Here is a 13139-nt window from a genome sequence, read left to right as displayed (position 1 = left end):
GGTTAATGACTTAAAACGGCTTTCTGAATAAAACGTTCATCGTTTAGCGCCAGTAATAATTCCTTTTTCTGCCGGCCGTTAAGCGCTTTTGAATGCACATTGTATGCAATATTCTTTTGTTTGTATTCCTCTAACGTACAAATGATCCGGGCGGGATTTCCACCGATACATACATTATCCGGCACCGACCGGCTAACAACAGATCCTGCAGCAACCAATACATTATTTCCGATTGTAACACCCGGCAATATCAAACTGTTGTTACCGATATAGACGCCGTTCTTTATTTCTATTTTTCCAAAGCAATCAAAATCAGGAATTTCATTTCTTAAAACAAATGCACCGCCATGCGTAAAAAACTTTACGCCCTTTGTTATCTGGCAATTGTTGCCTACCGTAATAAGATAGGGTTCAGATGACCACTCAACATTATAAAGGATACACCCCTCCCCAATGGTTACGCCTATTGCCCGTGCATAAGCAGTTGGAGAGAGCAACATCCTCTTTAAAATCCGAATCAACATTTTGATTCTATTCATGTATTATATTTTTAAAAGGATCAGGAAGGTCACCACCTGGATAACTTAAGCTCCTGTTTGAGTATTTATGCCTGCGACTGCCGTTATAATAAGCCAATGAAATGGCGATACCGATAACCGGGTAAAAGAACTCATAGTAAAAAACCCGTGCATACAGTCCGCAGAACAATATTTCAAGTATCGAAAAGAAGGCAATTATTTTTATAGATAATTTCTGTTTTGAGTACAAAAGCCCTCTTATGATCGTAATTATAAATAACAGCCACAGTATTGCCGCGATGATTCCGCCCTCACATAAATGGATCATATATTCCGAATGCAGCGGATAATCTCCATTTGACAGGTATTTAAAATTCCACATACCAATACCCGTCCAGGGAGATTGTACAAAAAACTGCCATCCCAGCACATAATAGACCAACCTGTCGCCTGCAATTTTATCAAAAACGGTATTGGTCAGGTGGTTGTTATTCATGTTCGACATTTCAGCCGTATCCGTATCGGCCAGCCTGGAACCGATAGCCGTATTATCAATTACAAAATTGAACGCTGCAAACATAAGCAGTGTTAAAAGGGTAACGATCACGAGTGTTTGTGCCAACTTTGCGCCTTTCTGAACGGCATAGGCGATCGCATGGCCTACAATACCAATGGCCATCATTGCCAGCCCGTTCCTGCTTTGTGCCAGTAAGATAACAACCAGCGGCAATACGTATAAGCAGGCCGACTGTAACAGACTTAATCTTTTGCTAACCGAATAATACGCGATGTATATGCCCAACAGCGCCGCCGTTTGCCCCAGCTGTGTTGAATAAATCACCCCGGACATCCGCCCGTGCAAACTTGAGCTCGAAATATCATTTACAACAAAACTCAGCAACAGGTATACACTAAAACACACCAGCAGCGCCTTTATAGTGGCCTGGAAACTGCGGCGGGCGAGGTAAGCAAAAATCACAATACAGGCGTAGATCTTAAACCCATGAAGCAGGTCAAGCAGGTCCACTTCCGGAACCTTCTTTATCATCCCGTTTACCCAATGATAAACGGTCAATAACAACCAGATCATCAGGCCACGGGATAATGCTATGTGTTTAAACCCCGCATTTTTATAATAATAACAAAAAACAGCCACAAACAACAGGGAGACTACCGTATACTTTGCGTCGATATTAAAATAAGCCATTACCGGCAACAGGAGAAACATCAGGAATATAAACTTCCTGTCCGCTTTTAATTTCCGGGCTTTTTTTGAAATAAACCTATTTTCTGCAACTGTATACATCTGTTCTATTGGTCTTTGTTAACCATTCTATATTCACGGCCGGCTTCCACATACCCGGCACCTGTAATTGCTATACCTGTACTATCTTTTTCGAAAAACTTGCCTTAAATAACCTCAGCATATCCTCTTTCATAAAAAGGAATGCGAAAAAGACATATAAGATACTGTACCCTGTAGCTTTGGAAACCAGCGCCGCCGCATAGTGATCATGAAAATATGCGGTTGTCAAAGACATTAAAACATACGCAAAGGCAGCCATTACACAAACGCTCATAGCTGTGCGCAGCTGGCCGGCAACCGTATATCCAACTGCTTTATTTAATGCAACACAATTAAAGAACCAGCCAATAAAGCCGTTGAGAATAAACGCCACCAAAAGTCCTTTTACAGACCAGTACATCGCCACGATCAGAATCAATATACTGATGGTCCTCTTTACGATATCGAACTTTAGTAAAACACCGGTCTTACCGGTTGCTTTTAAAAAGCTGCGGGTTAACACTTCCATAGAAGCGCCTACAGTACCGATCATTAAAAATGACAGCATCCAGCCGGAGCTTATCCATTTTACGCCCAATAACAGCACCACTAATTCTTTGGATACCAGCGCTGCCAAAAATAAAAAAGGGAATATACAAAGCGCAAACAACCGGGTTATCCGTTCCATTTTATCTAACTGATGCCGACTTCCTGCAAGCGACGGGAAGACGACTTTGTCGAGTGAGAACGTAAGCAGGTTTACCGGCACATCATTGAACCTTTTTGCCTGTGCATAAAAACCAGCTTCCTGCAGGCCTGTAACCTTGCCTACGATTTGCACGTATAAATTATCGTACACGGTTTTTATAAACGAGGTTCCCAGAAGCTTGGAACCAAACCCCCAATGCCTTTTCAATGCAACGAGCGAATATTGAAATGCCGGGCGGTAGGAACCATAGATCATATAAAAAATAACGGTAAAAAAGCGCTGTAAAACCGGCTGGGCTACCAATGCCCAAATGCCAGCGCCATAATATCCCATCAGCAAAACAACCACAGAAGCACAAACCGTACTCCAAAACATGATTTTGCTTTGTATTTTAAACTGCAGATTCTTCGACAGTACTGCGCTTTGTATAATGCACAAAGAATTAACGACCACCGATACTCCAATCACTTTAATAATGATCTCCAGCAGCGGCACCTTATAAAGCGCGGCAATCCAGCCGGCGCCTAAAAAAAGTAAAAAATAAATTGCAAGACTTACTACCAAATTCGTCCAAAACAGCGTATGCAACTCTACGGCACGTACATCTTTATAAAAAATGATCGAGCCTCCCATACCGGAATCAACCAACATTTCCGAAATACTTAAAAAGATCGAACACATCGCTACAATACCAAAATCCTCCGCAGATAAAAACCTCGACAACACAAATGTAGTGACCAGCTGGATCAGCATTCCGCCAAATCTGCCGATGCCGGTAACCAGTAAGTTCGACAATAATTTATTTTTCCTTACATTCATATATCTCTTTAATAATTCATGTCCGGTTTCAATAAACGACCAATAGTTCTACACCTGATGTTCATCTTTTCTTAAAAAAAAGTTTTTCAGTCATTGGCTTTTCAACAAAAAAATGCAATAAGGCTGCCAGTAAAAAAGTAAGGAGCATACTTATATAAGGAACAATTTCCGGATAGAAGCCGTAGCGAAGCTGCTGATTCATTAACATATAACCGATGTTCTGATGAACCAGGTACCACATGTAGGAAACGCCTGCAATAAATAAGAGGACCGGATGTTCCAATATCTTTTTAACACCTGAAAGCCTGTCACTATACCGGATCGCCACATAAAGAAATGCTGCTATTAAGGGAACATAAACAAAACTAACCTTAAGCGACAAAAAAGCTATGGCCACTATAAAAAGCCATAAGAACCGCCCGGGAAGCTGGATTGCCTTCAAAAGCAACAATCCCGAATAAAGCTGAATATTAAAAAAATAGAAGGTTACAAAAGACAGCACTTCAGCGTAAAGGTCTGCACCATGTATCCTGTTTAAAAAAGAAGACAATACCGTCATGCCAAGCACACACGCATAAAACCACACCTTGTCCTGTAGCTTATATTTTGCGATTATAGAAAAGGCGGTATAAAATGTAACCAATGAAAAAACATACCAATGAGCCCCTTCTACATTTCCGGACAAAAATGGCAACATACACAGGTCTTTGATAAAACGCTCAAATGTTGGCTGTACTCCTTTTAATGGAAAATAAAAAAGGACTCCATAGATCACGACACAGGCAATAAAATAGGCCGGATACAACCGTAAAAGCTTAGCTTTTAACCAGGCAAAGGTGCCCTTTTCGTAATATTTGTTTGCAGTTAATAAGGTTAAAAACCCTGACAACATAAAAAAAACAAAAACACCAACCTTACCTCCGTTCTGAAAGCTGAAGATAAAATGGTTATTAAAAAGTTCCGTATACCTGTAGGTAAAATGGAACAATACCACCCAGACGCAAAAAATGCCTCTGATACCATCCAAAAATTTGAGATGTTTCATTTTTACAACTTAACAGCACTACGTTCGCCGCGCAAATTCCACCATTTCTTCTGCTTTTCACCAGGGCCATCCTCGCCATATCCATATCCGTAGCCATACCCGTACCCATAGCCATATCCGTATCCGCTGTAATACCCTTTCCCGGCTTTTACGTCGTTAAGAATGAGTTGAACCGACTTCATTTTACGCTGCTGCGCATATTCACGGGGAATGCGTAACTGTTCTTTATAAGTGTACTGCTGACGCACCAGGTACAAACAGATATCTGAATAGCGCGCAAGCAGCTGGGCGTCCGTCACCATTCCTACCGGCGGCGTATCGATCAATACATAGTCGTACTGCTGTTTTACCTGCTGAATCAATTGCGCTGCCCGGCGGCTGACCAGTAACTCCGCCGGATTGGGCGGAACGGTTCCGGCCTGCAGCAGGTGCACATTCTCATGCAACCCCGAATTAACAATGACATCTTCCATTGTCAATTCTGTCCGCACTACATAATGAGAAAAGCCTTTATGAGGCGTCAGGCCCAGCTTGGAAGTGATACTGGGTTTTCTCAGATCCAGCTCCATCAGCAATACTTTTTTATCGAGCAATGCCAGGCTCAGTGCCAGGTTTAATGCGGCAAACGATTTACCTTCTCCCGACATGGAGGAAGTAAACAGGATCGTATTACCTCCATTCAATGAAAATTCCAGGTTGGTCCTTATTGCACGGAACTGTTCGGCGATCACCGAACGGGATCCCGGCGTTACCACTACCGGCTTCTTTTCCTTCGAATGTGCAATTACCCCCAACACCGGCAGCCCGGTAATGGTTTGCACATCCTCCACACCACGCACTTTTACGTTCAACAGATCTTTTAAGTATCCTAATCCAAGCGGGAACAAGATGCCTAATAATGTGCCCAACGCGAAGATCATTTTTCGTTTCGGCGTAAATGGACGTTCTTCTGCCTTTGGAGAATCAATAATTTTAGAATTGGCCACATTCGCTGTACGGCCAATTGCTGTTTCCTCCCACTTTTCCTGCAGGAACACATATTGCGCCTGTTTGATCTGTTGCAGACGCGCCAAGTCAATATATCCCCGTTCGATCACCGGCACTTCATTCAGCTGGCCGTTAAACCGGCTGGCCAGCTGCTGCTGACTTCGGCGTGCCTGCTCCAACTGGCTACGGGTATTGGCCAGATTGCTGATCATATCCTGTCTTAAACCAGCAATTTGTCCATCCATATTCTTTACCAGCGGATTGTTTTCGGTATTCGATAAAAGCAGCCGCTCCCGTTGCAGGATCAAATCATTGTACCGGGCTGTGAGGCCAGTAAACGTTGCATCCTGTGGCAACAAGGCTGAGGGCACCACACGGGGATGACTCTTGTCTTTCAGGTAATCGGAAACGATATCCAGTGATGCCAGCTGACCATCGGCCTGTGCAAGCCCTTTGGTAAAATCCGCAGCACCTTCTAACAAAATTCTGCTTTGCTGGGAAATATCGGCCAGCTGTGTTTCCTTTTTATATCCGGAGATGCGGTCCTCTACTTCTGCCAGCTCCTGGGTTACTTTCTCAAGACGGGCGTTTATAAAGGCCAGTGTCGAATCTGCTATTTCATTTTTATCTGTAAGATTGCGCTCTACATATTTGGCAATAAGAGTGCCCAGCAGTTGCTCGCCTCTTTTAGGAAGGTTATGCTGCAGTGTAAGATCGATGGTAGAAACCTGTTTATTGGTTACTTCTGCAGTTAAGGCTTCTGCCAGTCCACCCACCACTTTTCGAACAGGAGTGATGGCAAACCCAAAGTGTTCCGAGCTATAGCCTACCGCCGGATTTCTGTTCACAAGAACGTTTCCGGTACCCGGCAAAAAGAATGCCTTACCCAATGCAACATGAAGCGTAGTGTCCGGACTCTGAAGATTCACAAAACCATTTCCGGCAGCAATCATATCAAAGGAGGACGTTGCCTGAATAGAATCCGGTGCCGTTTCAACCGTAACCGTATAGGGAGTTTGTATAACAGGGAAACTGTGAACCGTGCCTGCTTTAAAATAGGAAACGTAGGCTTTTTCAGCCAGTACCATTTCACGCATCAGGTCTGCGGTCTTTAATACTTCTACTTCATTATCTACTGAGCTCTTCACGCCCATAAGTCCGGATAACTCACTCAGCGCCGTATTCTGAAAAGGACTGCCTCCTTTTTTATCATCGGACACCAGCAGCTTGGCATGTATTTTATAATTGGGCAGGGTATAGCGCAAATAAATATAAGCGCCGGAAAACCCAATAATCCCGCAAACTAAAAACCAATACCAGTTTGCACGCACCCGGCCGATAAAACGCAATAATGTTTTATGATCGCCCTGCCGGGTTTCGGGTTCAAACTCGTCTTCCCAGTTGATATCTTTTTGCATACTTCAATAATAATCCTGAATAATTTTGATGCCTACCGGACCCTGGACAATGCCACAATGAGCACCGACACAATCGATCCGATAATGGCAAAGGTTTGCGTGCGTGCTGCATTGTTTGCCGCCGCTTTTGCTTTTCCGGGCTCTACGTACACCACATCATTTTGCTGAAGGTATAAATAGGGTGATGTGAGTGCCTGCCCGCTATTCAGATCAAAGCGAATGGACTTTTGCTTTCCTTCTGCATCCCTTAGCAATAATACATTCTGCCGGTTACCATAAATTGTCAGATCTCCTGCAAGACCAAGCGCATCCAGTAATGTAGCTTTCTCTCCGTTTACAAAATAAGTTCCCGGCCGGCCCACTTCGCCCAGCACCGTCACCTTAAAATTCATAAGCCGGACGCTGACCACAGGATTTTTATAATAAGTGGCAGCCTTTGTTTGTACCTGTGCTCTTATTTGTTCCGTGGTACGTCCGCTTACCTGCAGGGTACCCAAAAGCGGCAGGTCGATCGTACCGGCCGCGCTTACGAGGAAACCATTGCCTCCCGCTGATGCCATTGAAGTTCCTGGTACCGCCTGAGATCTGGCTCCCGTTTCGGTTAATACCGAAGTACTATTATCCAGTGTACTGATCGTAATTCCAAGCAGGTCATCCGGTTTAATTTTTAGCGCCTGGTAATCTACTGTGGGTATTACCCGTCCCTGTGCATAAGCTGAACTATCTGCCGGAATATTCCTGAAATAAGGAACTTTCTGATACGTTGTACAGGCCGTCAGTGCCAGAACGAACGAGCCAAGCAGCATTGCATTTGTTCTTCTGATTTTATACATAAATACAGTCAATATGTTCCGTCGCGCATTCCACCACGAAAGTCCGGGTAACCAGACCCCAAAAGACAGCCAACAGCCACTATTCAGAGGGCCGTAGCAGCAGGCAGCCTTTATGCAGCTTCTTCGCGGAAGCTATTTTAAAAATAACACATGCTAAAATCGAAAACAAAGCAGTGTTTGGAGGGCGTTAGTTTTTCTAACGTGTCAAAAATAATAACTTCAAACAACAATACCAATATTCTTTCAGGCGCTGAAGCAAATTAGGGAGATGTTGCATTGAGCAAGCATCTCCCTGTGTGTTGTTTATTCTATACGTACCTTCTTCGAATACTCATAAACCGGCCTCTTTACATTTTTCTTTCAGTAGTTCCAGGTTCGTGGCGCCGGCTTTGGTGCCTAAAATTTCCCCGCCGGCCGGATTGTCTCCTACTGTTGCCGTATTATCTACTTTTACCGTAACATCATTCGCCTCTTTAACGGTAGAACCCCATACCGCTTTAAAATCATATTTCTTTGCAGGATCCAGTAACGTGGTAGAAATGTATCCGTTCGTTACAATTCCCAACAATTTGAATCCCGTTTGGCCATGTATCTTATAATAGAGATAAAAGGTAGGCAACACATTCACGCGTTGTGCCTGATTCGGGCAGCGAACATATAATTGCATAGTGGTTTTGGGATTACCTGCAACCGGTGATGCCGCCAAATTAATGGTTTGCACCACACCGTTACAAGGATCGGCAATGGCTGTTTCCGACAGCCGGTTTCCATCGGCATCAAAGGTTTTTACAATAACGGGAGCCTGGGGCAGGTCATCAAAACTCAACTCTGATCCATCCGTTGCTGTTATATTTTTTTGCACCAGCAACTTATCCGCGCTACCGCCTATGCCCGAAAACACTTTTACAGTTACCGGGTGTGTTACCCCGTTCTTCAGCCAATCAGCTGTTAACTTTATTTTGAGGCCATCGTTGCAGGACTCAATAAGGTTGCCGGCCAGGAACCAGGTAGCATGCGAGCTCGAAAAATTCACAGTAAGCTTATTTCCTGAAGACTGCACAACAGCTTCCTGTTCGTGTTTCCAGATTGGGTTATTGGCAGAAAAACTGAATACACTGAGCTTGTCTCCAGACTTTACTTTCTGGCCCGTTCCCGGGTGCATAAACTCCGGATCGAGGGTAATGCCCAGGTCAACCGGTTTAGAAAAGTTAGTGATAGCAGTGCCGTTCAGGGAAAAGCTTACTTCCGACATACCTCCCGGCAGCAGGGTTCCCGCACTGGTTCCACTGGCTGTTTGCACAGCCGGCTGGGTTAAACCGGTTCCTCCCGGAAATATATCGGCCAGGCTTTCCGATCCGGTTTTGGGAACGATCAGGCTTACTTTAAGATCGGTTCCGGAAACCACGTTATTGTTGGCATCCCGGAACTGTGTTCCTGCAGGAATCATCACCGTGGCAGATTCTGAAGATCCGGAAGGTGGTGGGATATTTACCGTAATATTGGCAGCTGGTGTACCATCGGCAGACAATGCCACGGAGGTACTTTTTACAGCCATCTCAGAAGAAGCAGCGGTGGTATTTAACAATACTACTTTCCGCATGGTAATTTTTTCACTACCGGTTATTTTAACGGGCATCTGCACCCCCAGGTGGTTTGCCGCAGCGATAGCTACATTAATATTCAGCGGTGCCTGCTCATTTACCACTATGTTAGGATCCACCGCCAGGAACAAAAATCCACCGGTAATCTTAAATATCTTTTTACCCTCTGCGTTGTAAATCTTATCCGCATCCGGCCCGGTGATTACAACGGTTGCATTATCCAGTGAAGTGCCGCCAATGCTGCTGCTCACTTCCAGGTTCACCACATTTTTGAAAACATTGCTATTCACCGAAATTTCCAGGTCCTTAAACGGATTGGTACAAGCAACGATCATACCTGCCACAGCAAGAAACATCAGCGCAATAAATGAAATACGATTTTTTGTCATTATCTGTGTTTTTAATATTCTTTAAAACTTGTACGCTACGCCCACCTGCAAAACCGGCAGCCACCGGTAGTTCTCCAGGTTCTTTTGAACGGCGGCCTCCTGGGTGGTATTTTCAGACAAAAGATTATCCGCAGTCATATGTACCTCCGGCTTTGAAAGATAGTAGGTGCCCAGGTCTGCATTGAACGCAATACGTCCGCCCAAACGAACATCGCGCAAGGCCAGACCGGCATAGGGTGCTACTTTTTCCCACTTTACGGCGGCAGTTACCTTTCCCAGGTCTTCCTTTTTTATGATGATATCTCCGTAATGATAATCGTCTCTGGGTGTTGCCGTAGCGTTTGCTTCCTGTTTGTAAAAAACGGCAACACCTCCGTTTATATACAACTTACGCAGGAACCGTCCGGAATGTTCGCCGGCAAAGGGTTTCCATCCGATCAGGGCCTGTACATTACCAAGCGCTTCCTTCATTTTTACGTTATACGCATTCTTGCCCAATGTACGTGTGGCTGTATATCCATAAGGCGCATAACTGGTGGCCAAACCCGCCAGCCAACGCGGATGGATCTGGTAGTTGGCATGAACGCCGAATCCCTGTGTTCCCACATGAATTCCGGTTGAAAAGCGCGATCCATCTCCGGATGCGGCATCATTTCCCTTTTGCGCATACCCCATTGCAGCACTCAAAATTGTAAAAGATAAAATTAACAGTCGCTTCATTTGTTGTTTGCTTTTAAAGAATTTGACATTGAATGTTTTCGATAGTATTAATAGGCATTTTTTTCGCCCCTTACCATATTCCATACCGTCAGGAATATAATTTTAAGATCCAGCAGAAAATTCCAGTTTTCCACATAAGTAATATCATGCTCCACGCGCTTTTCCAATTGCCACAATTCATTTGTTTCACCTCTGAAGCCGCTAACCTGCGCCAGACCGGTGATACCGGGTTTAATATAATGCCGGACCATAAAGGTGCTGATCACTTCTGTAAATTTTTTGGTATGCGAAAGCATGTGTGGTCTTGGTCCTACAATTGACATATCCCCTTTCAATACATTGATAAACTGAGGCAGTTCATCCAAACTGGTTTTCCGTAAAAAGGCACCCACTTTCGTGATGCGCGAATCGCCTTTGGTTGCCTGCATGCTGTCTGCAGCGGCATTTACCCGCATCGTCCGGAACTTAAAACATTTGAATACGGAGCCGCCTCTTCCGGAACGGTCCTGTATAAAGAATACCGGCCCGCGCGATTCCAACTTGATCAGCAATGCCACAATGGGGATGAGCCAGGACAAAATAAAAACACATACAAATAGTGAAAAAGCAAAATCAAAAACATCTTTTACCAGGGAGCTTCCTTCCTTTTCCAGCGGCTCGTTGCGCACGCTCAATACCGGAAAGCTGCCGATATTGCGCATGACTACAGACTTCCCAACACTTAAAAATTCGGGCAGGAAACGGGTGCGGATCAAAAAATTCTCCGCCCGCTCGCAAAAGCGTTTTACTTCATCCTCACTGAGTGCCGACAAACTGATCACCGCCTCTGATTGCGCATGTATATCTCCTGCTGCTTCCAGTTGCCGGTAGTCGCCCAGGTACGTAAGCGGCAGCGATTTGAGCTCATGGGTATGATAGTACCCCACACAATGATACCCCATGTAACGATGTTCGTTCATCTGGCGCATCACTTCCTGCAGGGAATCGGAGCCGCCAATAAAAACAACATGCTGTACAATGCCCCCTTTTTCCCGGCAATACTTGCGCACCGCAAAAAACACCATGCGGCTCATGAGGATATAACTAATAAAAAACAAGAGATAGTTTGCAATAAAAACCAACAGCTCGCGCGGAAGTAATACATTATAAAGCGTACATAAATACACGCAGCAGGAACAAACCGAATAATACACAAATACCTTCAGCGTATCTGAAAACACCGCTGTAGATTCTTTAAAAAAGAGATTGCTGTAACAGTTAAAATAATCGGTAATTCCGCACCAGGTAATACCCTGAAGTAGTAATGTAGATAATATCACCTGGAAGCCTATATTTATAGACATCATTTTTACCAACAGGTAAATTCCCAATACGGTCACATCCAGTACAATCATGAACTTTGTGACCCGCTTCACAAATGGTAAATCTAAACGTATCATTTTTATCAGGATTACTTAAGCGGTTATTGAATAAAACATATTCCATGCATACTCCGTTCACAGCACAGCGCTCATTACCCGGTTATACAACCGAAGCAAAAACGCGGAGTCCGCAAAAGGGGCACAACAGATGCGGCACCTTAGCATACCGCTCAAAGCTGATATAACAAAGGCATCCTGTTGCCTGGGAACACTCCCAACATCATAAAAATCCTGGCTGTAAATCTGCAGCGGTTTTGAGGGCTATTCAAAATACTACGTGCAAATCACCAGAGCTCATTAAATACACTTAAACGTATGGACCTTTGTCCATCTGGTAACGTCAATATCTCTTAGTTCTTTTCTAAACATCCGGATCATTGTTTATAGCTGAGAGGGCTTATTTCCAGCTATACAGCAGTGTACGCATAATATCTATCCGGTTGCGCTGCAAATATAAACCGCGTATCAATACCAAAAAATGGTAAAAGAGTAGTATTCCCTTTGCTGTCTTTATTATTGATAAAACAAGGCATGTTCCCGTTCCTATGTATTTTGAAGATGGGCTTTCATACTATCCTTCACTTTCCGGATAGCTTCGGCCCTTGAATTCACCTGCAGCTTTTCATATATATTCCGGATATGGGTGCGCACGGTTTCCACACTGATAAAAAAATGTGCGGCAATTTCTTTATACCGGTGCCCTTTTGAAAGTTGCAGCAATATTTCATTCTCCCGCTGGGAAAGCTTTTCAGATTGCAGGCCGGGTGCCGGTGCTATAAACAGCCGGTCAATAACCTTCCGGGCAACCATACTGCTTAAGGGGAAACCGCCTTTGTATACATCTTTTATAGCTTCAACCACAGCGGTGTCTCCCGCATCCCGGAGAAGATATCCGGACGCCCCTGCATTCAACGCGCTAAAAATAGTGTGATCCTTATCATCAGTTGTCAGCGCCAGGTATTCCATTTTTGAATAGCGCCCCTTTAATTGTCCCACCACCTCTATTCCTGAAATCCCTGGCAGGTCAATATCGAAAAGCAATACGTCCACCGGCTGTTTTCCGATACCGGCAATTGCCGATTCGCCGTCTCTGAAAGTACGCACCACTTCCATCTCAAACTGCCGGTTTAATAAAGCCACAAGCGCATTCCCATACAATTCCTCATCTGCTAAAATGGCTACTTTTATTTTATACATACTAAACGATATTGTACAGTTGTGGTATCCAGATTATAATTCTTTTCGAACATGAATGAAATAAACAAAACGACCGGGCCTTGTCTGCTGTCATCTTTCATAACAGCAATGCATATTTTATCCCAGGTTCCCTGCCGGTTAACCATTCAGCAGATGTTGTTGCCAATCAGGCATCATCTGCTCCGGTTACTGCGGAA

At 44.3% G+C, this 13139-nt stretch carries 10 protein-coding genes; all 10 read right to left on the bottom strand.

All coding sequences use genetic code 11. The features are described 5' to 3' along the window. Positions 1-2: 2 nt before the first annotated feature. A complete protein-coding gene (locus Q1V85_RS09330) occupies positions 3-539 on the bottom strand; it encodes an acyltransferase (RefSeq protein ID WP_300599198.1) in 537 nt (178 codons plus the stop codon). After that, positions 532-1824 (bottom strand): O-antigen ligase family protein, encoded by a 1293-nt coding sequence (locus Q1V85_RS09325; protein WP_300599196.1) that lies wholly within the window; start codon positions 1822-1824, stop codon positions 532-534. The genes Q1V85_RS09330 and Q1V85_RS09325 overlap by 8 nt, the downstream gene beginning before the upstream one ends. A gap of 70 nt (positions 1825-1894) precedes the next feature. Beyond that, a complete protein-coding gene (locus Q1V85_RS09320; RefSeq protein ID WP_300599195.1) occupies positions 1895-3331 on the bottom strand; it encodes a lipopolysaccharide biosynthesis protein in 1437 nt (478 codons plus the stop codon). A 61-nt stretch (positions 3332-3392) separates the two neighbouring features. Further along, positions 3393-4376 (bottom strand): acyltransferase, encoded by a 984-nt coding sequence (locus Q1V85_RS09315; protein ID WP_300599193.1) that lies wholly within the window; start codon positions 4374-4376, stop codon positions 3393-3395. Positions 4377-4378: 2 nt separating this feature from the next. After that, complete coding sequence (locus Q1V85_RS09310) at positions 4379-6781, bottom strand: tyrosine-protein kinase family protein (RefSeq protein ID WP_300599192.1); 2403 nt, start codon at positions 6779-6781, stop codon at positions 4379-4381. Between the two features lie 32 nt (positions 6782-6813). Beyond that, entirely contained in the window at positions 6814-7614 is an 801-nt protein-coding gene (locus Q1V85_RS09305; RefSeq protein WP_300599190.1) for a polysaccharide biosynthesis/export family protein, read from the bottom strand. A gap of 331 nt (positions 7615-7945) precedes the next feature. Then, on the bottom strand, positions 7946-9604 hold the full coding sequence (locus Q1V85_RS09300; protein WP_300599188.1) for a hypothetical protein: 1659 nt from the start codon (positions 9602-9604) through the stop codon (positions 7946-7948). A gap of 21 nt (positions 9605-9625) precedes the next feature. Then, positions 9626-10324, bottom strand: coding sequence for a hypothetical protein (locus Q1V85_RS09295; RefSeq protein WP_300599187.1), 699 nt, complete (start codon positions 10322-10324; stop codon positions 9626-9628). 47 nt (positions 10325-10371) lie between these two features. Continuing rightward, positions 10372-11763 carry an exopolysaccharide biosynthesis polyprenyl glycosylphosphotransferase gene (locus Q1V85_RS09290; RefSeq protein WP_300599185.1) on the bottom strand — a complete coding sequence of 464 codons (1392 nt, stop codon included), beginning with the start codon at positions 11761-11763 and terminating at the stop codon, positions 10372-10374. 525 nt (positions 11764-12288) lie between these two features. Then, positions 12289-12942, bottom strand: a complete 654-nt coding sequence (locus Q1V85_RS09285) for a response regulator transcription factor (protein WP_300599184.1) — start codon at positions 12940-12942, stop codon at positions 12289-12291. Positions 12943-13139 lie beyond the last annotated feature (197 nt).

Origin of the sequence: Niabella sp. (assembly GCF_030150205.1) — a bacterium.
In the GTDB taxonomy this organism is placed as follows: domain Bacteria; phylum Bacteroidota; class Bacteroidia; order Chitinophagales; family Chitinophagaceae; genus Niabella.
This window is presented reverse-complemented; position numbering and strand designations above follow the sequence as displayed.

Excerpts from the sequence above, each read along its gene's own strand:
- Q1V85_RS09330 (WP_300599198.1), bottom strand. The coding sequence starts at position 539 with ATGAATAGAATCAAAATGTTGATTCGGATTTTAAAGAGGATGTTGCTC.
- Q1V85_RS09300 (WP_300599188.1), bottom strand. The coding sequence starts at position 9,604 with ATGACAAAAAATCGTATTTCATTTATTGCGCTGATGTTTCTTGCTGTG.
- Q1V85_RS09310 (WP_300599192.1), bottom strand. The coding sequence starts at position 6,781 with ATGCAAAAAGATATCAACTGGGAAGACGAGTTTGAACCCGAAACCCGG.
- Q1V85_RS09325 (WP_300599196.1), bottom strand. The coding sequence starts at position 1,824 with ATGTATACAGTTGCAGAAAATAGGTTTATTTCAAAAAAAGCCCGGAAA.
- Q1V85_RS09285 (WP_300599184.1), bottom strand. The coding sequence starts at position 12,942 with ATGTATAAAATAAAAGTAGCCATTTTAGCAGATGAGGAATTGTATGGG.
- Q1V85_RS09305 (WP_300599190.1), bottom strand. The coding sequence starts at position 7,614 with ATGTATAAAATCAGAAGAACAAATGCAATGCTGCTTGGCTCGTTCGTT.
- Q1V85_RS09320 (WP_300599195.1), bottom strand. The coding sequence starts at position 3,331 with ATGAATGTAAGGAAAAATAAATTATTGTCGAACTTACTGGTTACCGGC.
- Q1V85_RS09290 (WP_300599185.1), bottom strand. The coding sequence starts at position 11,763 with ATGATACGTTTAGATTTACCATTTGTGAAGCGGGTCACAAAGTTCATG.
- Q1V85_RS09315 (WP_300599193.1), bottom strand. The coding sequence starts at position 4,376 with ATGAAACATCTCAAATTTTTGGATGGTATCAGAGGCATTTTTTGCGTC.
- Q1V85_RS09295 (WP_300599187.1), bottom strand. The coding sequence starts at position 10,324 with ATGAAGCGACTGTTAATTTTATCTTTTACAATTTTGAGTGCTGCAATG.